Raw genomic sequence first — 21,953 nt, forward strand, 5'->3', positions numbered from 1 at the left:
CTTAAAACCACCGCCAACTGAAAGCTCAGGCTAACAACACAACAACAAGAAACACCCCTCATGGGCTGATGGATCAAGTACCGACATTAACAAAAAATTAACACAGCCTTCATTCTAATGACTTTTATAAAAGCCACTATTGTCGGCTGGATGCCTGCGTGTCCATTGGCCTTGTTTGGCAAAAGTTGCTTAGCAATGAAAAACTATTATTAAACCGGAGAGACTTAATGAAACTAAATTTAACTGCGATGGCGGTTGCTGCGGCTTTGTCAGCCGGCACAACCTTGGTCGCACAAGCGGCAAGCCCTGATTCATTTTCAGCCCCAGCATCTGACCGTAACACTTGGTATACAAACGGCAACAACACAGTCACTGCTATTGCCGCAAGAAAAGACAATATCGCGCAAGCCAAAAACGTCATATTATTCATCGGTGACGGCATGGGTGTTTCTACGGTAACGGCTGCCCGTATCTTGGCAGGCCAACAACCGAACATCATCGGCAGCAACAGCAGTACAACACCTAGCAGCGGCGAAGAAAACTCTTTGAGCTTTGAGCTGTTCCCCAACTTGGCTTTGTCAAAAACTTACAGCGTCAACCAACAAACATCTGACTCAGCCCCTACGATGACTGCAATGGTCACTGGCGTTAAATCCAACGACGGCTTCTTATCTGTTGACCAAAACTTGGTCCGCCCAACGGGCAGCACCGATTTCGCCAGCTGCAACCAAGACATCGCCAACCACAAATTGACCACCATTTTGGAAATTGCCGAACAAGCAGGCAAATCAACCGGTATCGTGTCAACCGCGCGTATCACCCACGCCACACCTGCCGCCAACTATGCCCACACACCTGAGCGTAACTGGGAAGCAGATTCCAACCAACCCACCGGTTGCGCCACACCTGACATCGCCCGCCAATTGATCGAATTCAATGTTGGCGACGGCATTGAAGTGGCTTTAGGTGGCGGTCGTGAATATTTCAGACCCAACACCTTGCTTGACCCTGAAGACACCACCAAATTAGGTAGACGTAAAGACGGTCGCGATTTGACGGCTGAATGGACAACAAAATACGGCGCAGGCAGCCATTTCATTTGGAACAAAGCGGATTTTGACGCCATCGACCCCAACACAAGCACGCATTTGCTGGGATTGTTTGAACGTTCGCACATGGAATACGAAGCAGATCGCTTAACCGATACGGCAGGCGAGCCTAGCTTGGCTGAAATGACAGAAAAATCCATCAACATCCTGAAAAACAATTCAAAAGGTTTTTACTTGCAAGTAGAAGCCGGACGTATTGACCACGGACACCATGCCGGTAACGCTTACCGCGCCCTGACAGATGCCATTGCCTTGTCTGATGCCGTCAAAAAAGCGGTTGATACCTTGGCTGCTGCAGGCAAACTGGATGAAACACTGATTATTGTCTCTGCTGACCATAGCCATGTCTTCACCATTGCCGGTTATCCACAACGCGGTAACAATATCTTGGGCAAAGTGATCGAACCCGGTGTAGGCACTTATGCAAAAGCGTCTGACAACAACCCATACACCACGTTGTCTTATGCCAACGGCTTGGGCTACCACACTGGCGTGAAAGGCGATGACGTTTACAGCACCGCCGTGCAAATTGGCCGTTTCGCCAATATGAGCGCTGTTGACACCACCGATGCGGATTTCCATCAAGAAGCCATGGTACCTTTGGCTAGTGGTGAAACCCACGCGGGTGAAGACGTTGCCATCTATGCCACCGGCCCTGGCTCAAGATTGTTCAAAGGCACGTTGGAACAAAACGTGATTTTCCATGTAATGAACAGAAAAATGACCAAAAAATAAGGCCACAAGGCTTTATGCATTTGGACATTCCGCTTTAAAAATGGAATAACTAGGCTGGATGCCACAACGGGGGTGCTAACAAGCACCCCCGTTTTTTCTGGCAAATGGCTATTATTCAACTATTGGAACCGTGTTAATGAAAATCTTAATAACCGCCGCCCTTATCAGCTTATTGACAGCCTGTGCTGGCACAGCAGAAAAAAAGCTCAGCTTGCCGGAAAACCTGGCTGCTTTCGCCCCCAACACCCCATTGGCTTGCCAATACCAAAAAACGTTAGATGACGGAAAAAACCAACAAACCAGCCATTGGTATTTTTGGCGGACCGCTTCACGAACGGAAACCTTCGATGAACTCACTCACCAAGGTGAAGTTTGGGAGCGTGACCAAGCCGGAAAATTGTTCCATACCCGGCTGTTCTACCCAGAAAAACTGGCGCTGGAATTTGTATCAGGCGACCTCGCCGCACTGGGATCAGAGGTGTCGTGGCAACAATTGTCATCCATTATTGACGCCAAAAACCTAGGCAGGGAATTGCTGCCCGTCAACCAAGAAAATCTGAACGGCACCGTGGTTGAACATTACGCCGGTAAACTCAATGGCGTACAAACGGAAGTGGATTGGCTGCCGCACTTACAATTGGCGGCGCGGATTGACAAGCACTTTCCCGAAGGCTTGACACGGCTGAACTTAACGAATTGTGGCAGCGCAGCCAGTCTTGCCGCCAAACCCATCAGCCAAGCCGAACTGAACAATTTCCGCCATATTGAATTCACCGACATCGGCGATATGGAATCGGACCCGATGGTGCAACGTATTGAAAAATTGATGGGCGGACACCAACATTAAGCCTCAACCGACAATGCATCCCTGCAGCCTTTCAGGTTTTGACAGCCTGAAAGGCAAAGCCGAATTTACATGGGCTTCAAAAAATCCATGGAAACCCAGCCGTCAATGGCATTGTCACCTTGCAAATCAACCGCCACCCAACCGCTTTTTTCTTTGATGACAAAGACATGGGTATCTTTTGCCAACACGCGTATCACATCAAACTGCGTACCCGCTCCTGATCGCATCCTCAGCCCTTCGCGGGCAGCAACCAGATAAACCGCACGGGGTTCATCGGCATGGATCGCTTGCGGCATATCCTTGCTGGTTAAAAATGGATCATCCGTTTCGGTTTTTAGCCATAAAGCACCTTCTGCCGCCCGCCTTAGCACCAAGCCTGGCAAAGCCACCTTTGCCCCTGTTTTTGGGTTGGTCGCCTTTACCCATTTTGCCAGCTCGGTAGGCACACATTGATATTCACCAATATTTAGGCGTTTTAATAAGGTACTCGCCAACAAGCTACCGATACCGGCGTTAAAGACAAAACTGGCTAACACGGCAAATTGGTTGTCGTTTAATTTCACCTTAACTTGTTGCATAACCTGCGCACCCGCTTCCGCCAAATCTGCCGCCAACAGGGCATCAGCTTCCGGCTCGGTAATTTTTGCCCCTGCCCTGACACCTTTGGTATGCCCGTAACCAATTGTCCAAACACCCGCAGGACAACGGTAGGCATCCAAATATAAACCTTCGAAATGCTTAACCAACTTCAAACCTTCTTCATTGATGGCTCTGGACATACAAAACTCCTCTCAACTAATAATTTCAAGAAAGTAAAAATTAACCGACACCGGCATTTTGCTGATGCGGTTGTTTTGCCAAATCTTGGCTGCCTTGGGCAGCCACATCCAGCTCTGCTTTGGGTTTGAGAGAAGAACGGAAATTCATGAACTTGTTCAACACGTCAAACCAAAATGGCGCGCCTAGGGAGACGGCGATAACGGTCATCAGAATGCCCAGTCCCTTTTCAAGCCATGCCCATCCATCTTTAGGCCAAAGCCTAGGGTCATCCTGATTTTGCCAGCCAATCGGCAAACCCATACGGCTCAACTCAGTCAATTGCCGCATTTGCAATTGGTAACATTGTTCAAGTGAGCTGTTTGCCGATTGGCACAGAGCTGCTGCGCGGCCTGGAGCTGTAGGGTCAATTTGCGCGTATTGCCCTGCAGCGACAACCATTTGCGAACGCAACTCGCTGCTCATCATCAGGCTTTTGGCAATCATGATGGAGTCCACATTCCCCGCTACGGCAATCGCCAACGCCACAACAAAAGCAACCCGTTGGGCGTGTTGCTTATACCAACCGCTGACTCGCTCGCCCATCGCCGAATACCAATGCTCGATATTGCCCAAAGCTTGATGGATGTCATTGCCTGCGCTTGACACCATTATCAAGAGTGAATGCTTTAACGGTTCTGGCAAAATGGGCGAAGCTTTTATTTGCTCTGCCAAAGCCGCCGTATCCAACGCATTGCCCGCCATTAATTGGCTGGTAAAAGCCAAAGCAAAGGTTCTGGGAGAAATGTACGAAGGCAAGTTTTGGGGCAGCCGTAGTTTTTGTTTGCCTGCCGCTGTTTGCAGTTGAATATCGCCTTTGTACAGCCCGTAAACCAAAGGATTGTTGTAAAAGTCTTTCACCATTTCCAAGGCTTGGTCTTGATTGGCGTTACCGCCAAACAATTCATATAAGCCTTCGCACAGCTTTTTGCCACGCAAGTGGTTGAAGCTGTTTTCCACTGCTTCCGTCATTGCCGAACAAACCAGGCTTAGCAAGAGATAAATAAAAACCAAGCCGATAGCCACATCTAAAATACCCGACACACTTTGCATGATCGCCCCCAAGATGCCCAATAAAGTCCGCACATTAACCTAGTTTTTTGGTGCTGTCTGTTAGTTATTTCACATCAATTTGGGTTATTTTTCTGATCCTACATGTCTATAATAGGAAAAAAGAAAACCAAAAAACCTTAATTTGTATTAAAAAAAACAATAGCTTGAATACACACAGACAAAGCCATACAATCAGCGGACACCCATTTTTTGAGGCATTGCCATGAGCAACAATTCCCAGCCGCCAACAACTGCCGCTCTTTTGGCAAGCAACTCAGCGCCACGCTTTATCAGCACGCAAAAAGTCACGACAGCCATCGGGAAAACAGAAGATCATGGCGCTGCGGTCGCCCTGCAAACCGATGGAAAAATTGTGGTGGCAGGCTATAGCAACCAAGCAGATTTCTTTAGCACACAATATGATTTTGCCGTGGTGCGCTATAACGCCAACGGCAGCTTGGACAGTAGTTTTTCAGGCGACGGGAAAGTTACGACCGACTCAGGTTTTTTAGGGGATGACAGCGCCACCGAAGTCGTCATACAAAGTGACGGCAAAATTTTAGTGGTGGGTACCGGCAATCCTAGCGCCAGCTATAGCAAGGACATTTTCTTGGTCCGTTACAACAGTAATGGCTCCCTGGATACTAGCTTTTCGGGCGATGGCAAAGTCACTACGGATTTGGGCAGCGTATTTGATTACGGCGGCGCCATACATTTGCAAACCGACGGCAAAATTCTCGTGGCAGGGCAAGATTCAGCCAATGATTTCGCCTTGTTGCGCTACAACAGCGACGGTTCTTTAGACACCCGTTTTTCAGGCGACGGCAAAACAACCACCGACATTTTTTTTAGCGACAACGCAGCCAGCGTTACCGTACAAAATGACGGCAAAATATTAGTGGCTGGCAGCAGCAGCGTCTGGTACTTTTCATTGATCCGCTACAATGCCGACGGCACTTTAGACACCAGCTTCTCCGAAGACGGCATCGTCACCACCCGCTTAAGCAATTCTTACAGCTCTGGCAATTCGGTCGCCTTACAGGCAGACGGCAAAATTCTAATGGCAGGGTCAACCACCGACGAAGTCACAGGAAACAGCCGCTTTGGCATAGTCCGCTATAACCCAAACGGCACATTGGACACCAGTTTTTCGGATGACGGTATGGTCACCACGGCTTTTGGCGCGGCACTGAATAGCATTGGCAATTCAATAGCTATCCAAGCCGATGGCAAAATCCTGGTGGGCGGATTCATTTACCGCGCCAACAGCAATTTCGGCTTCACCGAATATGCCGACTTCGCCCTAGCCCGCTACAACAGCGACGGCAGCTTGGACACCAGTTTTGGTGGTGACGGCAAAATAACCACTTCCATTTCTTTGGATTTTGATTACGGCTATTCGCTTGCCGTACAAGCCGACGGCAAAATCATCCTTGCCGGAACAACCGTAAGCAATCTTAATAGCGACGATACCGATTTCGCCGTTATCCGCTACAACACCGATGGCAGCTTGGATAATAGCTTCGGCACTGCCGTCAACAACCTTAACAGCACCGCCCGCTATTACGAAGGCGGTGAAGCCGTGGTATTGAGCGATGCTGTACAAATTATCGATGCCGAACTGGCCGCGCAAGGCAACTACAAAGGCGCATCGTTGACTTTATCGCGGGAAGGCGGCGCCAATGCCGACGACTTATTTTCGGCAACCGGCAAGCTCAGCTTTGTTGACAACAAAGCGCTGTTGGATGGCGTATCGCTAGGCTCGGTCAGCAACAGCAACGGCATGCTAAAAATCACCTTTAACGCCAATGCAACCCAAGCCAAAATCAATCAATTGCTCTCATCATTGGCTTATGCCAGCAGCGCGTCCAATCTACTCGAAAGCATTAAAATCAACTGGATTTTTAATGACGGCAATACCGGCGCCCAAGGAAGCGGAGGTGACTTATCCGCCATCGGCACAACCACCGTCAGCATTACCAATGTCAACCAAGCACCTACATTGCCTGCACCCGCCAGCATCAACTATTTGGACACCGCATTCGATGACAGTTTTGGCATCGTCTCCGGTTTTTTAAATACCACAGATGCCGACGGCGATACGCTCACTTACGCTGTCTTAGGAGGCAAAAACGAAGCGGGCGGCTTAATGACCCAAACCACCACCGACGGCACGCTGACCCTTAACACATCGACAGGCGAATATAGCTTCGCCCCCATTGACACCCAGCTGGAACAATTAACCTCGAATAAAAGCTTAAGCTTTGATCTTAATGTTTCTGATGGCAGCTTGATGGCTACGCAGACTCTGATCATCAACATCAACCAAAGCGGCATAACCGAATCGAACGGCAACGACACGCTTACCGGCAGTGACCGGGATGATGTCATGCGAAGCCTCAGGGGTGACGACAACCTATCAGGCCTGAAAGGCAATGACCAATTGCGCGGCGGCCAAGGTAATGATTACTTGCTAGGCGGTCAAGGTGATGACAACCTGCACGGTGAAAATGGCAATGATGTCTTATTGGGTGGCCTAGGCGATGACCGCCTGAATGGAAACGCCGGCCTGAACACTTTAACTGGCGGGGCAGGCAAAGACGCCTTTATCTTTGATAGCGCATTGGGGAGCGCAATGCAAACCATCACTGACTTTTCCGTCACCGATGACACCATTAGAATCCACCAAAGTGTCTTCAGCCAGATTACCGGCATCGGCATACTGGATCAGCATTTTTTTACCATCGGTTCCTCCGCTAAAGATGGCAACGATTATTTATTTTACGATAGGCAATTGGGGGCATTATTTTACGATGCGGACGGCAACGGCGACGGCGGTTCCATACAAATAGCCTTATTGGCGACGCGACCGGATTTAAGCAATGCCCATTTTTGGGTCATTTAATTTTGTTTGATGAACAAACGCCGTCAGGGCAATTTGTTCTTCCAAACAATACCCCCAAACTTAACCGGTATTTGGCAAACAACACATAAAGGCCATCAAATATCAGGTTGATGACAGGCCATCCGGTCGGTGCCATTAACCAACCCAAACCTACCGCACGGTAGGCGGCACGAAAAACCGGCATACCCTTAATTATTCGCCCATCGGGCAATAACCCGTGTATTTCCGCCATCAATTCCGCCGTTTTTTTGCCGTAATCTTCGGCATTAAAACCTGCCGAATGAATATCTTGAAGCACCAAGCGCCCGTGCTTGTTGCAACGGGATAAAAAAGCCACTTCTTTGCGGCAAATAGGACACTGTCCATCGTAAAAAAGTGTAAACTCAACAATGCTGTCTAACTGTTGCATTAATATCCTCTCCCTTTTATCTATAACCTGAATGACTGGCTTTAAGGTTAAACTTAACAAACAACTTAATAAACAACTTATCAATTAAATTTTTCCATTATTCTCAACATGGGTAGCGATCATGAAAATTCCATTTAATTACTGGTATCCGCTGCTCGAAAGCCATGAAGTCAAAACCAAACCTCTTGGCGTTGAGCGGCTAGGGAAGAATTTTGTATTTTGGCGTACCACGGATGGTGAAGTACATGCACAGCTTGACCGTTGCCCGCATTTGGGCGCGGCCTTAAGTCTGGGCAAAATCAGTGACGACCATTTGGTCTGTCCTTATCATGGCTATGAATTCGACCGTTCCGGACAATGCAAATACATTCCGGCTCTAGGAAGAAATGGCAAGATACCCAAAAAAATGTCCGTCAACAGCTTTAAAGTCTGTGAGCAACACGGGTTTATTTGGCTGTGGTGGGGGGAAGATCAGGAAGATTATCCGCAGCCGCCTTTCTTTGCCGACTTATTGCCGGAAAACGAACCCGCTTGGCGCTACGGCACCAAAACCATGGACTGGCCTGTACACTACACACGCGCCATTGAAAGCCAGTTGGATGTTGCCCACCTGCCCTATGTACATCGCGCAACCATTGGCACGGACAATGAAAGCCTTGTCGAAGGCCCGTATGTGGAAGCTGACAAAACCGGCATTAAAGTCTGGATGACCACCGCTGTCGATGAAGGCCAAGCACCCCGTAAAATGGCGGAGCTGGCAGAAGCCGCTGCCGGAACAGAAGCTGGTCTTAGATTGCTGTTCCCAGGCATTTGGTTGCTGACCTTGGGGCCGCGCCTGAAAAACTTTATCGCTTTTGTGCCGATCAACGAACAGAAAACCCGCTATTACATCCGGTGTTACCACCAAAAACAGCATCCCGTCTTGGCAAGACTGTTTGAATGTCTCATGGGCTTTAGCAACCGCTATATTTTTGGCGAAGACAAACGCGTAGCGATGACGCAAACCCCTGCCAACAGCCTATTTGCAAAGCACGATATTTTGATTGCCGCCGACCGGCCTGTCAGCCGTTTCCGCAAACTGCTGGCGACCCTTATTGAAACACCCGAAGGTTACGGCGAACCCTGCAAGATTGACGCAAACGGCGAGCCGCAATAAGCACTTATACCACCTTTGCCAGCATGTCCCCAGCCAACTGCCGGTTTCTGACGAGCAAAGGATGGCATAAACTATTGATTTTGATATTTTCCGCCAGCTGCCAAACCGAGCTGCTGGCGGGCAATATCATCAAATCGAAAGGCGTCCAATACGAATAACAGGGTAAGGCTTGCAAACACGCGTCATGTTGCTGAAGATTTTGCAAAAAAACACTGTTAGGACGCATTTGCACCGCACCCGCACGTGCAGACAGATACGCCATCACCGTACCCCGATGCGGCGCAGCAATACTGAAAAAATGGCTGACCCGCCGGTAGCCGCCCAAAACCTGTAAGTAATAGCGGGCAATTAAACCGCCCATACTAAAACCCACCAAAACAAACGGAGTGTCGCCGTTATCCAGTTCGGCATGGATAAATGCCTGTAATTTTCCAGCCAGCACCTCCAAACCGGCACCTTCGTTATTGGGCGTTAACGAAGGTGCAATGCAGCGGTGGCCTTGTTGTTCCAAAGCCAAGCACAAGCTTTTGAACTTAGCGGATGTATCATTGATACCGTGTACCAAAACAAAAATCATAAAACGCCCGTCTGCCCAATAAAAGGCATCATTTTCACATCAATTGGCTACGCCGCGTTTTTCTTCAAACCAACGGTACAAAGTCGGCAACATCACCAAGGTCAGCAACGTGGAGGTAATCAAGCCACCGATGACCACAATCGCCAAAGGCCGCTGCACTTCCGAACCCGGCCCTGTAGCAAACAAAAACGGCACCAAACCCAGCAAGGCAATAGTTGCCGTCATCATCACCGGTCGGAAACGTTGCGCACAGCCTTGGCGGATCGCATCAATTTGGCTTAAGCCGCCATCACGCAAATTGCGGATATACGACACCAACACCACGCCGTTCAACACAGCAATCCCCCACAAGGCGATAAAACCGACGGAAGCCGGAACGGACAAATATTCGCCGGTGATAAACAAAGCCACCACGCCGCCAATGGACGCAAACGGCAACACCAAAATAATCAGCGCGGCGAACCGTAACGAGTTGAAAAGCATGAACAGCAAAAAGAAAATCGCGCCGATGGTGATAGGGATGATGATTTTTAAATGCCCCAACGCGCGTTCCATATTTTGGAATTGCCCGCCCCATTCCAAGTAATAACTTTCCGGCAACTTCACTTGGCTGGCGACGGCTTGTTGCAACTCTGCGACAAAGCCACCCAAATCGCGGTCGCGCACGTTAACGCCAATGACAATGCGGCGTTTGCCCATTTCACGGCTGATTTGCGACGGCCCGTCACTTAAGCGGATCTCCGCCAAATCGCCCAAAGGTACGCGTGCGCCATTGGTGGAGGTCAGCAAAATGGCGTCAATCGCTTCAATACTGTCACGAAAACCTTCCGGTAATCGCACCGCTGCGGAAAAACGCCGCTCGCCTTCGTAGATTTCGGTGGCCGTTTTTCCGCCTATCGCCGTCTCGATAACGTCGTGGATGGCGGAGGCATTAATGCCGTGGCGGGCAATCGCTTCGCGGTCAACGGTGATGGAGAGATATTGCTGTCCGGTCAAGCGTTCAACGCGGATGTCTTGCGAGCCTTTTACACTCCCAGCCACTTTGGCGATTGCGTTTGCAGTCGCTTTAAGCTTTTCCAAGTCATCACCAAAGACTTTTACTGCCAAATCTGAGCGCACACCAGTGAGCATCTCATCGACGCGGTCTGAAATGGGTTGTGCCATTACCACTTGAATGCCCGGCAAACTGCTGCTGAGTTTTTCGCGCATGGCATCGGCAATATCGTCCTGATTCCAGCCCTTAGGCCATTGGTCGCGTGGCTTTAGGCTGATGATGGGCGTGGATTCATTTTGCGCTTGCGCATCGGCAGGGCTTTCACCGCGTCCTAAACCGGACACTGCCGATAACACGCCGGGAATTTCCATGATCATTTTCATGGCTGCTTTTTCCATTTTGATCGACTCATCGAGGGAGATATTTGGCGTGCGGTTGATGCCAGGCACAATCGAACCTTCTTTCATTTCCGGTATGAAGGAGCTGCCCAAAAATGGCAATATCGCCAGTGTACCGGCAAATAAGCCGACCGCCACCAACACCACCAGCTTGCCGCGCTGCAAAGCGATATCCAGCAATTTCAGGTACGGCTTTTTCATAAAGGCAATGATCGCGGTATCGTGGTCGTGATTATCATGGCCTTGCAGCAAAAACGAACACAGCACCGGTGTTAAGGTCAGCGACAAAATCAGCGAAATCAATAACGCAATAGCGATGGTAAACGCCAATGGTGAAAACATTTTGCCTTCCATGCCTTGTAAGGTCATCAACGGCAAAAACACCACGATAATAATGCCGACACCAAACAACACTGGCGTGGCGACTTCTTTTGCTGCCGCCATCACCACTTTCAGGCGGCTGGTGGCGCGGCCTTTGCGGACAGCCAACAAAGTAAAGGCATTTTCGACGACCACCACCGAGCCATCAACAATCAGGCCAATGGCAATCGCCAGACCGCCCAGCGACATCAAATTGGCGGAAATGCCCAGTTGGTTCATGACGATAAAAGTCGCCAGCGGTGTCACCACCAAGGTACACACGACGATAACACTTGAGCGCACGTCACCCAGAAACAGCATTAAGATGACCACCACTAAGGCAATGCCTTCCATCAGCACTTTGGTCACGGTATGCAAGGCGGCATCGACCAATTCACTGCGGTCATAATACGGCACAATTTTTAAGCCGTCAGGCAGCATGTTTTTGTCGTTGATCTCTTGCACACGTTCCTTGATGCGGCTGACTACCTCTTTGGCATTGCCGCCGCGTAGCATCATAACCACGCCGCCGACCGATTCGGTATAGCCGTTTTTAATCACCACGCCAACGCGCACTTCATAGCCAATTTTCACTTCCGCAACATCATGGATATGGATAGGCACGCTGTTCTGTTCTTTTAAAACAATATTGCCAATATCCGCCACATCGCGGATCAAGCCCACGCCACGGATCAGATACTGCTCGGCATAATGCGGCAAGATGCCGCCACCGCTGTTGGCGTTATTGCTTGCCAATGCGTTAAAAACTTCGTTCAGTGAAATATTGTAGTGATGCAAACGGTCAGGATGCACCAGCACTTGGTATTGCTTAACATAACCACCCTGCGAGTTGATTTCCGCCACGCCTTGGATGCCGCGCAACAAAGGCCGCACCACCCAATCCTGCACTTCCCGCCGCCGCATGAGTTCGGCTTGGCTCAATTCCTGGTTGCCGTCGTCCACTTTATCCAAGGTGTATTGATAGACTTCGCCTAAGCCCGTTGAAACCGGCCCTAAAATCGGCGTCACGCCTTCGGGCATGTTGTGGCTGACTTCCATCAAGCGTTCCATCACCAACTGTCTGGCAAAGTAAACATCGGTGTCGTCGGTGAACACCAAGGTAATCAGCGACAAGCTATTTTTGTTTAAGGAACGCATTTCCGTTAAGCCAGGCAGGCCAGTCATAGCGATTTCCAGCGGCACGGTGATGAAGCGTTCGACCTCTTCCGGTGAGCGTCCGGTCGCTTCGGTAGCCACTTGCACCTGCACGTTAGTGACATCCGGAAAAGCATCGACCGACAAGGTTTGCAAGGCTTTACCCCCAAACAACGCCAAGCCGATTGCCAACACCAAAATCAGCACACGGTTGTTAAGCCCGCCATTGATTAAACCTTCAACCATTGGCTTACCCCAGCTCTTTGCGTTGACGTTCGTTGTTCAGATGGAAACTGCCTTCCACCACCACTTTTTCACCCTGCTGCAAACCACCCAACACGCGGCGTATTTCGCCATCGCGGATGCCCAGCTTGACGGGCCTTAAGGTAAATTCGTCCGCACTGGTTTGCACAAAGACATGATCGCGGTCGTCAACGCGGATCACCGCCGACTCCGGCAACACCAACTCTTGCGCGCTTTGTTTGCGGATCACCAAGGTTGCCAACATTTGCGGCTTGAAAATACGTTTAGGATTGGGAATATCCATGTGGACGGTGACGGTACGGGTGCTAGGATCAACCATATCCGCCACATAAACCAAACGCCCGTTCTGCTCCTGATCGGGCAAGGACGGAATCGTCACCGAAGCCTCATCACCTTTATGCACCCAATGTGCTTGTTGTTCGGGCAACTCTGCAACCACCCAAACGTGCGACAAATCGGCAACGGTAAACAAGGCATCGGCAGGCTGCACAACTTGCCCGACAGTGACAGTGCGTTCAACAATCGTACCGGCAATCGTTGCGGTAATTGGCAACATGGAGTGGATGGTCTTTTCTTTCGACAAACGCGCCAAATCAGCATCACCCATACCCAATACCCGCAATTGGTCGGTGGCGGTGCGTAAATCGACCTCGGATTCGGTCAATACGCTTTCGCGCTCCTGCATTTCGGCGGCAGGGATCACGTCGCTAGCAAACAGACGTTTGGCACGGCTGGCCGCCATGCGGTGCAAATTGACTTGCGAAGTGGTTTTCAAATACGCCGATTGCGCCACCCCTAGCTCGGTGCTGTTCAGCATCGCCAAGCGTTCGCCTTTTCGGACATCTTGGCCTAACACCGCTTGGGTTTCGGTAATCCGTCCGGTAACGGTTGCGCCAATCCGCGCTACCCGCTGCTGGTCGAGTTCGACACGGGCTGGCAAACGCAAGGAATCTTGCACCTCGCCCTCGCCAATGGCGATCACCTTAATTTGTTGCAATAGCAAAGGCGTGGCCTTTACTGAAAGCGGGGCTTCGGCAAACGCTGCCGTTGCGGAAAAAATGAGAAGAATCCATAAACCCATCAATCTCATAGCGTAGTCATCTCCCAATGGATCGCGCATAACAATTATTATTTTGGTGCAAAAAAACCACCAACATGTATTAAACCGGTGCAAAAGCACACTGACAGCTGGTGCTTATTGCCTAAGAAAGCTTTCAAACTCAAGATTTTACTTTTGAACAAACAATTTGGAACCGTTACCTTTGGTTTAATTCAACCAATATTGGTATTGACCGACGGGCGAGTGCTTTTAGGTCAGTCATACCCCGAAAAGCCGTCCAGAAACCTTTGGTACATCTCCTCGCGCTCAGCAATATACGCGCCAACTGTTAAAAATTACCACTTTTGCCATTAGCCTATCACTACCCAGGCAAGCTTAGCAGAAGTGATAATATTGACCTGTTGAATTAGGAACATACCCGCCATCAGACCTTGGACGCTTTATGCCGCGATTTTTTACTTTACCAAACTATCCTTTCTACAAGCTTGCAATCGTCACCTTATTAGCCCTTAACGTTGTCATATTCGCTTGGCTCGAATCCCTGACCAATGCCGTCGATGCTTTGGTTTGGGTGCTGTTATTGGTACTTTACGAATTGGAAACCAATGGTGTCGCCCCGTTATCGGAAAACCAATTGCGCCCCGTGCGCAATGCCTTGATTATCCTGATTGTCTTGGTATTTTTCCGCTATTTGCAGGAAAGCGAATGGCTTAACGTCTGCAATGACTTACTGTGGTTTGCGTTAATTGCCTTGTTGGAAATGGAAGTGCGCTGGCCCGACAAAGTCCTGCAATTTCGGCATAGCTACTGGCTTGCCACGGTGCTGGTGTTTATTGGCCTGATAGCCATGGTGGTGGCATGGGCCATGCAATCGGCTTGGCTGGATGTTTATGATGCCAGCTTATGGATTGTTGCGTTTGGTTCGATTGAAGCAGATATTTTCCAGTTATTGCAGCGCAAGCGGATTAACGCCAACAGCCGCACCTAAGCACACGGATATACGTTATAATTCACGGCTTTTCTACCGTATAGACACGCCATGGCCCAGTTTTTTGCAATCCATCCGGAAAACCCGCAGTTACGCCTAATCCATCAGGCCGTGGAAATTCTCCACAAAGGCGGCGTGATCGCCTACCCGACCGATTCCTCTTATGCGCTGGCTTGCCATATTGGCGACAAACAGGCCATGGACAAAATCCGCCGCATCCGCCAGCTCGATGACAAGCACGATTTCACGCTAATCTGCAAAGACCTGACGCAAGTATCCAATTTCACCAAAATTGGCAATGATGCCTTTCGACTGATTAAACACCTGACACCCGGCCCGTTCACCTTTATTTTGGACGCCACCCGCGAAGTCCCCAAACGCTTGCAACACCCGAAGAAAAAAACCATCGGCATCCGCATCCCAGACCATCCCATCGCGCAATTGCTGGTACAAGAGCTGGGCGAAGCCATGTTTAGCAGCACGTTAATATTGCCGGGCGAAACCGACCCGATGAGCGACCCTTACGACATCCGTGAAAAACTGGAACATGAATTGGACTTAGTGATTGATGCCGGTATTATTGAGTTCGAACCCACCACCATGATCGCTATCACCAACAGCGGCACCGAAATTATCCGCCAAGGCAAAGGCATCGCCACTATGCTGCAAAAATGATGAGAAAAACCTTATGATGGACGAACTGACAGTCATACAACGCATTGTGGTCTGGATTTTGCCAGTCGTATTTGCCATTACCGTACACGAAGCCGCCCATGCGTGGATCGCCAAAAAACGCGGCGACAACACCGCTTATGTTTTAGGCCGCGTCACCCTTAACCCAATCAAACACATCGACTGGCTAGGCACGGTGATACTGCCTTGTCTATTGTTGGTCACCGGCACCGGCTTTATTTTTGGTTGGGCCAAACCCGTGCCGATTGATGCCAGAAACTTCAAAAAACCTTTGCAAGATATGGCACTTGTAGCATTAGCCGGCCCCTTGTCGAATTTGATGATGGCTTTGACTTGGGCATTGATTGCCCGCCTAGGCGTTATCATCGGCGTAGAGGCCATCTCCTTACCACTGATTTATTCAGGTGTTGCTGGCATTTCCATCAATTTGGTGCTGTTCTTGATTAACCTGCTGCCCATCCCGCCTTTGGACGGCAGCCGCGTGCTGACTGGTTTATTGCCGTCACGGATGGCTTGGCAATTTGCCAAACTTGAGCCTTATGGCTTCTACATTTTATTGGCCTTGCTGTATTTCAACGTCCTGAGTGTTGTACTCGCTTATCCAATGTATGTGGCACAAAACCTGTTCATGTCGATTGCAGGCCTTTAAGCCACATTGCCACCGCCAATGGAAACAACCACCGAAGCCGCAACGTCCTTAACCCTCGCCATTGTCAACGGCTCGCCGTTAAACCAACTGCCCGAAGATCTGTACATCCCGCCCGATGCGCTGGAAGTGTTTTTGGAATTGTTCGAAGGGCCGCTGGATTTGCTGTTGTATTTGATAAAAAGGCAGAATCTGGATATTGTCAACATTCCCATTGCCGAGATTACCCGCCAATATATTGACTACATCCAGCTGATGGGCAACCTGAACATCGAACTGGCGGCAGAATATTTGGTGATGGCGGCCTTGTTGGCGGAAATCAAATCACGCATGCTGCTGCCAAGGCAAAGCGAAGCTGAAGAAGAGGAAGAAGACCCAAGGGCGACCTTAATCAGGCGGCTGCAAGAATACGAACTCATCAAAAACGCCGCCGAAGAAATTGACCAATTACCGCGTCTTGAACGCGACATTTTTAGCGCCGAGGCCGAGCCGCCCGATTTAAAAATCGCCCGTCAACACCCCGACCTTGATCTTAAAGAACTGTTATTGGCGTTTAAGGATGTCCTCAAACGCGTTGAACAACTCAGCCACCACCATATAACTAAAGAACCCTTATCAGTCCGTGAACGAATGGCAGCCATTTTGGCAAACCTTAAAGGAGAAGATAGCCTCCTTTTCTCGCAATGTTTTATCCGAAAAGAAGGACGGGGAGGCGTCGTCGTCTCGTTTTTGGCCATCCTCGAACTCAGCAAAGAGCGGCTCATCGAAATCATCCAGCCCGAACCCTTTGCCGAAATCCGAGTCCGAACCGCCCGCGCCAGCAGCAGCGAAGCCCTCATCTAAGCCGAAGGCCAAACCCAGAGCCACGCCGAAGCCTGCACTTGAAGCGATTGCTGTCGAAACTTACCAACGCCAGCAACCACTTAAGCCACACCTGTACGCCAAGCTACGCAACCGCAAGCCTTCGCGCGCCTCAGCACCGGTAGCTGCCGAACCTTACCGGCGCAGCCAACCGCTTAAGCCGCATTTGTACCTTAAGCTGCGAAAACGCCAGCCAGCCAGTATTGCCGCATCTGCAAAAGCCCAGCCTGTTGACAACATCAGCCTTGCAGCCGATGCAGTGCCGCGCAGCCAGACCCTTAAACCGCATCTTTACGCTAAACTACGGGTACGGCAACGCCGACAAGCCAGCACACCGGTTCTTGTCGCACCCGTCATCGCTGTTTCCGCCCTTGCCGAGGTCGACGTCAACATGGACACCAAACGTATCGTTGAAGCCCTTTTATTCGCCGCCAAACAACCGATGACCGCCAAACAGGTGCAACAGGCGTTCCCCGAATTGGAACAACCCGACCTGACCGACATCCACGCCGCCATCGCCAGCATTTGCGAAGATTACCGGCAACGCCCGATAGAGCTTAAACTGGTCGCCAGCGGCTACCGTTTTCAAGTACGCCAAGAGCTTTCACAGTGGGTGATGCGCCTGTTTGAAGAAAAACCACCCCGCTATTCCCGCGCCTTATTGGAAACGCTCGCCATCATCGCTTACCGCCAACCAGTCACGCGCGGCGATATTGAAGACATCCGAGGCGTTAGCGTCAGCTCCAGCATTATCCAGACCTTGTTGGAGCGTGAATGGGTCAAAATCATCGCCCACAAGGAAGTGCCAGGCCGACCGGCTTTATACGGGACCACAAAACAATTTCTGGACTATTTCAATCTAAGCGCATTAAATGAACTGCCGACCTTGCAAGAAATTCAAGAACTTGATCCGTCGTCAGCCAGCACGCACACATTAACCAAGGTAAACCGTGAACAACAACAAGAAGCCCAACAACCGCTATTCGCCGAAAAATCTGAATGAGCAAATTGCTGCGAAAAAACCGCAACGCCATGCCGGCAAACCCACTAGCAGCCAACCTAAACCAGCGCCCGCTCCCAAACAGAAACCTTTAGCTGATGGTGACGCCAGCGAGCGCATCCAAAAAGTCTTGGCACGTGGCGGCGTGGGTTCGCGTCGCGAGATCGAACGCTGGATAGAAGAAGGCAAGCTGAAACTGAACGGCAACACCGTCAAGCTCGGCGACCGCCTAAAACCCGGCGATTTTTTGCAGTTGAACGACCGCCGTATCGACTGGGAAAAATACGCCGAACAACCCACCCGTGTCTTGCTCTACCACAAACCGGTGGGCGAAGTGGTCACACGCCGCGATCCACAAGGGCGTCCGGTGATTTTCTCAAAACTACCTGAACTGGCGACAGCACGTTGGATTGCCGTCGGACGTTTGGACATTAACACATCGGGATTGCTGCTTATCACCAACAACGGCGAACTCGCCAACCGTTTGATGCACCCGTCTACGCAAATGGAACGCGAATACGCCGTTCGGATTTTGGGTGAAGTGCCTGAAGCCATGCTGGAAACCTTAAAACAAGGCGTGGAACTGGAAGACGGCAAAGCCCAGTTTGACCACATTTTCTACACTGGCGGCGAAGGTGCCAACAAATGGTACAACGTGATTGTCAGCGAAGGCCGCAACCGTTTGGTACGGCGGCTCTGGGAATCGCAACAGGTGGTGGTCAGCCGCCTGATGCGGGTACGCTACGGGCCAGTGGTGTTGCCGGACCGCCTGCGCACGGGTGGCATTTACGAACTCAACCAAAAAGAATTGGATACGTTGTTTGAGTTTGCCGAGCTGGACAAAAAACAGGCATTTGGCTTAATGGCTAGCCAAATCGAACCGAAACGGTTGCGGATCCGCAAATCATAAGTGAAAGGCTGTCTTAACGGACAGCTTGTTGCCAATCGCTCAGACATGGGAAAGATGCTGCGGCTTCAGCCGTTAAGATAACCGTGTCATTAGATATTAATAAAATACAGGCATTCTTTGTGGGATTTTGAAAAATCTTTCATCATCAATACGCCACTATTTTATTAACCTAAAAAGAGCAAACCGCAATGAAAGGCAATCATCCACTTTTATACTCAGCGCTAGCGCTGGGTATCGCCGCCAGCAATACGCTGGCTGCTGCACCAGCGACCCCTATCGAACATGTGATTGTTGTCATTGGCGAAAACGTCTCCTTTGACACGCTGTTTGGTGCCTATAAAGCCCCCAAAGGCCAAACTGTAAAAAACTTGCTGTCGCAAAAAATTATTAACGCAGACGGTACACCAGGCACCGCCTACACAAAAGCGCAACAAGTCCAAGCCAGCAACCCGACCAGCCGTTACACAGTCACACCTATCGTTGGCGCACCTTATGCGGCTTTGCCACAACCTTTACAGACCGGCATTCTTGATCCTGCCACCTTATCTTTTATAGGCGGCATTCCTGACCCGCGCTTCCCTAGCAATTTGCCTAGCGGCCCATTCCAAATCAGCCAATATGTACCTTATGGTTCTGCCAATTCGGCTACTGGCGATCCGGTACACCGTTTTTTCCAAATGTGGCAACAAACAGGCGGCAACAACTTTAACCTAAGCCGCTACACATGGGTTGCGACAAACACAGGTACTGGTGGTGATAACGGTGTCGATGGCCCGTCCCCTGGCGATTCCCAACAAGGCGGCGAACTGATGGGCTTCTTTAACATGTCACAAGGTGATGCGCCCGTCTTTAAACAATTGGCAGACAACTACGCGTTAAGCGACAACTACCATCAGTCCATTATGGGCGGCACGGGAGCCAACTTCTTCGCGATTGCCACGGGCGATGTGGCGGTTTACAACAATGGCGGCGTCTTGGCGACCCCACCTGCCAACCAAATTGAAAATCCAGACCCTGTGGCGGGTACCGAAAACTTCTACACCCAAGACGGCTACCAAGGCGGTTCTTATGTGAACTGTTCTGACAGCAGCCAGCCTGGTGTCAAAGCCGTCCTGAGCAGACTGAATTTTTTAAAAAGTAACAGTAACTGTGCCAAAGACGCTTACTATCTGGTCAACAACTACGACACCCCTTACAACATTGACGGCACAGCCAAAGCCTTGGGTGCAGACAAATTTGTCTATCCGCCACAAAGCGTTCCTACCATTGGCGAAGCCTTGTCAAACAAAGGTGTCAGCTGGGGCTGGTATACCGCCGGTCGGGATACCAATGATGTCTTGAATGACCCGCTGTATGCCTACATCCACAGTCTTGTCACTGCCCAAGTACCAACTTACATTCCTGAACCGACCCGTACCGGCATCATCAATGCACAAACCTATACGCTGACCCAATCGGCGGTTTACAACGCCATTGGCGACCCGCACAACGCTTCTTCAACGGTTGTCAACACGCCCGCTTTGCGTAGCCACCTGAAAGGCTTGGATTCGTTCAACAACGCCATCGCGACCGAAACTTTGCCAGCGGTTTCTTTCGTCGTGCCTAAAAACCTTTCGAGCGGTCACCCAGGCTATTCTGCCCCCGCACTTTACGAACTGTTCATCAACGACCTGGTGGCATCCGTACAAGCCAAACCCAACTTGTGGGCAAACACCGCCATCATCATCACCACGGATGAAGGCGGCGGTTATTTTGACAGCGGCTATATCCAAAACATAGATTTCTTTGGCGATGGCCCACGTATTCCCATGTTGCTTGTCTCGCCATATGCCAAAAAAGGCCATGTTGACCATACCTATCATGACCATGCGTCCATCTTGAAATTTATAGAATACAACTGGGGCTTGAACCCATTGTCAGCACGCAGCCGCGACAACCTACCCAACCCAATTGCCGGCAGCACGCCTTACCGCCCTGCCAACAAACCGGCAATCGGCGATTTGACGACCCTGTTTAATTTCTAAGCATTACGTTAACGGCAGCAACAAAAAAAGCGGCAGGGACATCCGATGTCCCTGCCGCTTTCTTATAACCCCTTCCTCAATTGGCGGGTCAATCGACCAGCTTAATGCCGTCAAACTTATCCAAACTAATCAACTGCTGTTTGTACAGCGCACCAATCGCTTGCTTAAAGACTTTTTTACTGACACCAAATTCGGCATAAATCGCCTCTGGTGGGCTTTTGTCGCTTAAGCGCATCGAGCCGCCTTTGGCTTTTAGGCGCGCCAAAATGGTATCGGTTAAGGATTCCACTTTGCCGTAACCGGATTCGTACAGGCTGACGTCGATTTTAAGGTCATCACGGATCTGCTTGATATAGCCTTCGAATTTCTGGCCTTTTTTAACCGGCTGGAACAATTCGTTTTGATAAAGCATGCCCCAATGGCTGTGGTTGACAATAGCCTTCACACCCAAATCGGTTTTATCGGCAATCACCAAGGTGACTTTTTGTCCTTCCTTAAAGTACACCGACTCATCCAGCAAGTGCTTGTCGATTTTGGTGGTGGCGGCGATGCGGCCTTTTTCATCCATGAAGATTTTCACCAGATAAAACCTGCCAACTTCCATTTCATGATGCTGCTCGCTAAACGGCACCAACAAATCTTTGGGCAAACCCCAATCCAAAAACGCGCCATAGTAATTGAGCGACACCACTTTCAGCCAAGCGACTTCATCCACTTCAGCCTTCGGTTTCTGCGTGGTGGCTGCCAGATGGCCTTCCCCGTCAACAAACACAAAAACCTCCAAGGTATCACCCACCTCGCAAGCGGGTGGGCGTTTATCGACCAGCAAGACTTTGCCGGAGGTGCCGTCGTCCAGATAAATATCCGCACCTTGTATTTTAACGACGTTGAGGGTGTTGGTTTTGCCGATGCTTATCATAGTAGGACGAAGGAACGTAAGTGGTAGTGGGGTTGGAAGCGCTGCATAAGGGCAACGCCGCGCTGAAGATGATG

At 50.3% G+C, this 21,953-nt stretch carries 18 protein-coding genes; 11 read left to right on the forward strand and 7 right to left on the reverse strand.

All coding sequences use genetic code 11. The features are described from left to right. Positions 1-227 precede the first annotated feature (227 nt). Both ACYQ1O_RS01670 and ACYQ1O_RS01675 read left to right on the forward strand, forming a co-directional pair. Positions 228-1,844, forward strand: a complete 1,617-nt coding sequence (locus ACYQ1O_RS01670; RefSeq protein WP_459989824.1) for an alkaline phosphatase — start codon at positions 228-230, stop codon at positions 1,842-1,844. Between the two features lie 136 nt (positions 1,845-1,980). After that, positions 1,981-2,691, forward strand: coding sequence for a hypothetical protein (locus ACYQ1O_RS01675; protein ID WP_459989826.1), 711 nt, complete (start codon positions 1,981-1,983; stop codon positions 2,689-2,691). Positions 2,692-2,756: 65 nt separating this feature from the next. On the opposite strand, the gene ACYQ1O_RS01680 is transcribed toward ACYQ1O_RS01675, so the two are convergent. Together ACYQ1O_RS01680 and ACYQ1O_RS01685 are read right to left on the reverse strand one after the other, a co-directional pair. Further along, positions 2,757-3,470, reverse strand: coding sequence for a glycoside hydrolase family protein (locus ACYQ1O_RS01680; protein WP_459989828.1), 714 nt, complete (start codon positions 3,468-3,470; stop codon positions 2,757-2,759). 40 nt (positions 3,471-3,510) lie between these two features. Then, positions 3,511-4,593 (reverse strand): hypothetical protein, encoded by a 1,083-nt coding sequence (locus tag ACYQ1O_RS01685; RefSeq protein WP_459989831.1) that lies wholly within the window; start codon positions 4,591-4,593, stop codon positions 3,511-3,513. Positions 4,594-4,783: 190 nt separating this feature from the next. Between ACYQ1O_RS01685 and ACYQ1O_RS01690 the strand changes: the two genes are divergently transcribed. Then, positions 4,784-7,465 (forward strand): hypothetical protein, encoded by a 2,682-nt coding sequence (locus ACYQ1O_RS01690; protein ID WP_459989832.1) that lies wholly within the window; start codon positions 4,784-4,786, stop codon positions 7,463-7,465. On the opposite strand, the gene ACYQ1O_RS01695 is transcribed toward ACYQ1O_RS01690, so the two are convergent. Continuing rightward, the gene (locus ACYQ1O_RS01695) at positions 7,458-7,874 is read right to left on the reverse strand and encodes a thiol-disulfide oxidoreductase DCC family protein (RefSeq protein WP_459989834.1); all 417 of its coding nucleotides are present in this window, start codon (positions 7,872-7,874) and stop codon (positions 7,458-7,460) included. The genes ACYQ1O_RS01690 and ACYQ1O_RS01695 overlap by 8 nt on opposite strands. A gap of 121 nt (positions 7,875-7,995) precedes the next feature. Between ACYQ1O_RS01695 and ACYQ1O_RS01700 the strand changes: the two genes are divergently transcribed. Beyond that, positions 7,996-9,030: a Rieske 2Fe-2S domain-containing protein gene (locus ACYQ1O_RS01700; RefSeq protein WP_459989837.1), complete on the forward strand. Its 1,035-nt coding sequence runs from the start codon at positions 7,996-7,998 to the stop codon at positions 9,028-9,030. A gap of 4 nt (positions 9,031-9,034) precedes the next feature. On the opposite strand, the gene ACYQ1O_RS01705 is transcribed toward ACYQ1O_RS01700, so the two are convergent. Genes ACYQ1O_RS01705 through ACYQ1O_RS01715 form a run of 3 tightly spaced genes read right to left on the reverse strand, consistent with a single transcriptional unit; the run spans position 9,035 to position 13,898 of the window. Beyond that, entirely contained in the window at positions 9,035-9,607 is a 573-nt protein-coding gene (locus ACYQ1O_RS01705; RefSeq protein ID WP_459989839.1) for an esterase/lipase family protein, read from the reverse strand. A 39-nt stretch (positions 9,608-9,646) separates the two neighbouring features. After that, positions 9,647-12,760, reverse strand: a complete 3,114-nt coding sequence (locus ACYQ1O_RS01710) for an efflux RND transporter permease subunit (RefSeq protein WP_459989841.1) — start codon at positions 12,758-12,760, stop codon at positions 9,647-9,649. Positions 12,761-12,764: 4 nt separating this feature from the next. Further along, positions 12,765-13,898, reverse strand: a complete 1,134-nt coding sequence (locus ACYQ1O_RS01715) for an efflux RND transporter periplasmic adaptor subunit (RefSeq protein ID WP_459989842.1) — start codon at positions 13,896-13,898, stop codon at positions 12,765-12,767. 382 nt (positions 13,899-14,280) lie between these two features. Here ACYQ1O_RS01715 and ACYQ1O_RS01720 point away from each other — a divergent pair, with 382 nt between their 5' ends. From ACYQ1O_RS01720 to ACYQ1O_RS01750, 7 genes are all read left to right on the forward strand, one after another. Next, on the forward strand, positions 14,281-14,826 hold the full coding sequence (locus tag ACYQ1O_RS01720; RefSeq protein WP_459989844.1) for a hypothetical protein: 546 nt from the start codon (positions 14,281-14,283) through the stop codon (positions 14,824-14,826). A 51-nt stretch (positions 14,827-14,877) separates the two neighbouring features. Continuing rightward, on the forward strand, positions 14,878-15,501 hold the full coding sequence (locus ACYQ1O_RS01725; protein WP_459989846.1) for an L-threonylcarbamoyladenylate synthase: 624 nt from the start codon (positions 14,878-14,880) through the stop codon (positions 15,499-15,501). Positions 15,502-15,514: 13 nt separating this feature from the next. Continuing rightward, positions 15,515-16,168, forward strand: coding sequence for a site-2 protease family protein (locus ACYQ1O_RS01730; RefSeq protein ID WP_459989848.1), 654 nt, complete (start codon positions 15,515-15,517; stop codon positions 16,166-16,168). An 18-nt stretch (positions 16,169-16,186) separates the two neighbouring features. Next, positions 16,187-17,008 carry a segregation and condensation protein A gene (locus tag ACYQ1O_RS01735; protein WP_459989849.1) on the forward strand — a complete coding sequence of 274 codons (822 nt, stop codon included), beginning with the start codon at positions 16,187-16,189 and terminating at the stop codon, positions 17,006-17,008. Then, on the forward strand, positions 16,953-18,029 hold the full coding sequence (scpB, locus tag ACYQ1O_RS01740; RefSeq protein WP_459989850.1) for an SMC-Scp complex subunit ScpB: 1,077 nt from the start codon (positions 16,953-16,955) through the stop codon (positions 18,027-18,029). The genes ACYQ1O_RS01735 and scpB overlap by 56 nt, the downstream gene beginning before the upstream one ends. Beyond that, entirely contained in the window at positions 17,977-18,936 is a 960-nt protein-coding gene (rluB, locus tag ACYQ1O_RS01745) for a 23S rRNA pseudouridine(2605) synthase RluB (RefSeq protein WP_459989852.1), read from the forward strand. Before scpB ends, rluB begins: the two co-directional genes overlap by 53 nt. A 188-nt stretch (positions 18,937-19,124) precedes the next feature. After that, positions 19,125-20,960 carry an alkaline phosphatase family protein gene (locus ACYQ1O_RS01750; RefSeq protein ID WP_459989853.1) on the forward strand — a complete coding sequence of 612 codons (1,836 nt, stop codon included), beginning with the start codon at positions 19,125-19,127 and terminating at the stop codon, positions 20,958-20,960. 88 nt (positions 20,961-21,048) lie between these two features. On the opposite strand, the gene ACYQ1O_RS01755 is transcribed toward ACYQ1O_RS01750, so the two are convergent. After that, positions 21,049-21,879, reverse strand: coding sequence for a CvfB family protein (locus ACYQ1O_RS01755; protein ID WP_459989854.1), 831 nt, complete (start codon positions 21,877-21,879; stop codon positions 21,049-21,051). Positions 21,880-21,953 lie beyond the last annotated feature (74 nt).

This window comes from Methylosoma difficile (genome assembly GCF_054657615.1).

Coding starts and splice junctions, on each gene's coding strand:
- ACYQ1O_RS01730 (WP_459989848.1), top strand. CDS start 15,515: ATGATGGACGAACTGACAGTCATACAACGCATTGTGGTCTGGATTTTG.
- ACYQ1O_RS01755 (WP_459989854.1), bottom strand. CDS start 21,879: ATGATAAGCATCGGCAAAACCAACACCCTCAACGTCGTTAAAATACAA.
- ACYQ1O_RS01725 (WP_459989846.1), top strand. CDS start 14,878: ATGGCCCAGTTTTTTGCAATCCATCCGGAAAACCCGCAGTTACGCCTA.
- ACYQ1O_RS01705 (WP_459989839.1), bottom strand. CDS start 9,607: ATGATTTTTGTTTTGGTACACGGTATCAATGATACATCCGCTAAGTTC.
- ACYQ1O_RS01675 (WP_459989826.1), top strand. CDS start 1,981: ATGAAAATCTTAATAACCGCCGCCCTTATCAGCTTATTGACAGCCTGT.
- ACYQ1O_RS01720 (WP_459989844.1), top strand. CDS start 14,281: ATGCCGCGATTTTTTACTTTACCAAACTATCCTTTCTACAAGCTTGCA.
- ACYQ1O_RS01690 (WP_459989832.1), top strand. CDS start 4,784: ATGAGCAACAATTCCCAGCCGCCAACAACTGCCGCTCTTTTGGCAAGC.
- ACYQ1O_RS01735 (WP_459989849.1), top strand. CDS start 16,187: ATGGAAACAACCACCGAAGCCGCAACGTCCTTAACCCTCGCCATTGTC.
- ACYQ1O_RS01715 (WP_459989842.1), bottom strand. CDS start 13,898: ATGCGCGATCCATTGGGAGATGACTACGCTATGAGATTGATGGGTTTA.
- ACYQ1O_RS01710 (WP_459989841.1), bottom strand. CDS start 12,760: ATGGTTGAAGGTTTAATCAATGGCGGGCTTAACAACCGTGTGCTGATT.
- ACYQ1O_RS01700 (WP_459989837.1), top strand. CDS start 7,996: ATGAAAATTCCATTTAATTACTGGTATCCGCTGCTCGAAAGCCATGAA.
- ACYQ1O_RS01750 (WP_459989853.1), top strand. CDS start 19,125: ATGAAAGGCAATCATCCACTTTTATACTCAGCGCTAGCGCTGGGTATC.
- ACYQ1O_RS01695 (WP_459989834.1), bottom strand. CDS start 7,874: ATGCAACAGTTAGACAGCATTGTTGAGTTTACACTTTTTTACGATGGA.
- ACYQ1O_RS01670 (WP_459989824.1), top strand. CDS start 228: ATGAAACTAAATTTAACTGCGATGGCGGTTGCTGCGGCTTTGTCAGCC.
- ACYQ1O_RS01680 (WP_459989828.1), bottom strand. CDS start 3,470: ATGTCCAGAGCCATCAATGAAGAAGGTTTGAAGTTGGTTAAGCATTTC.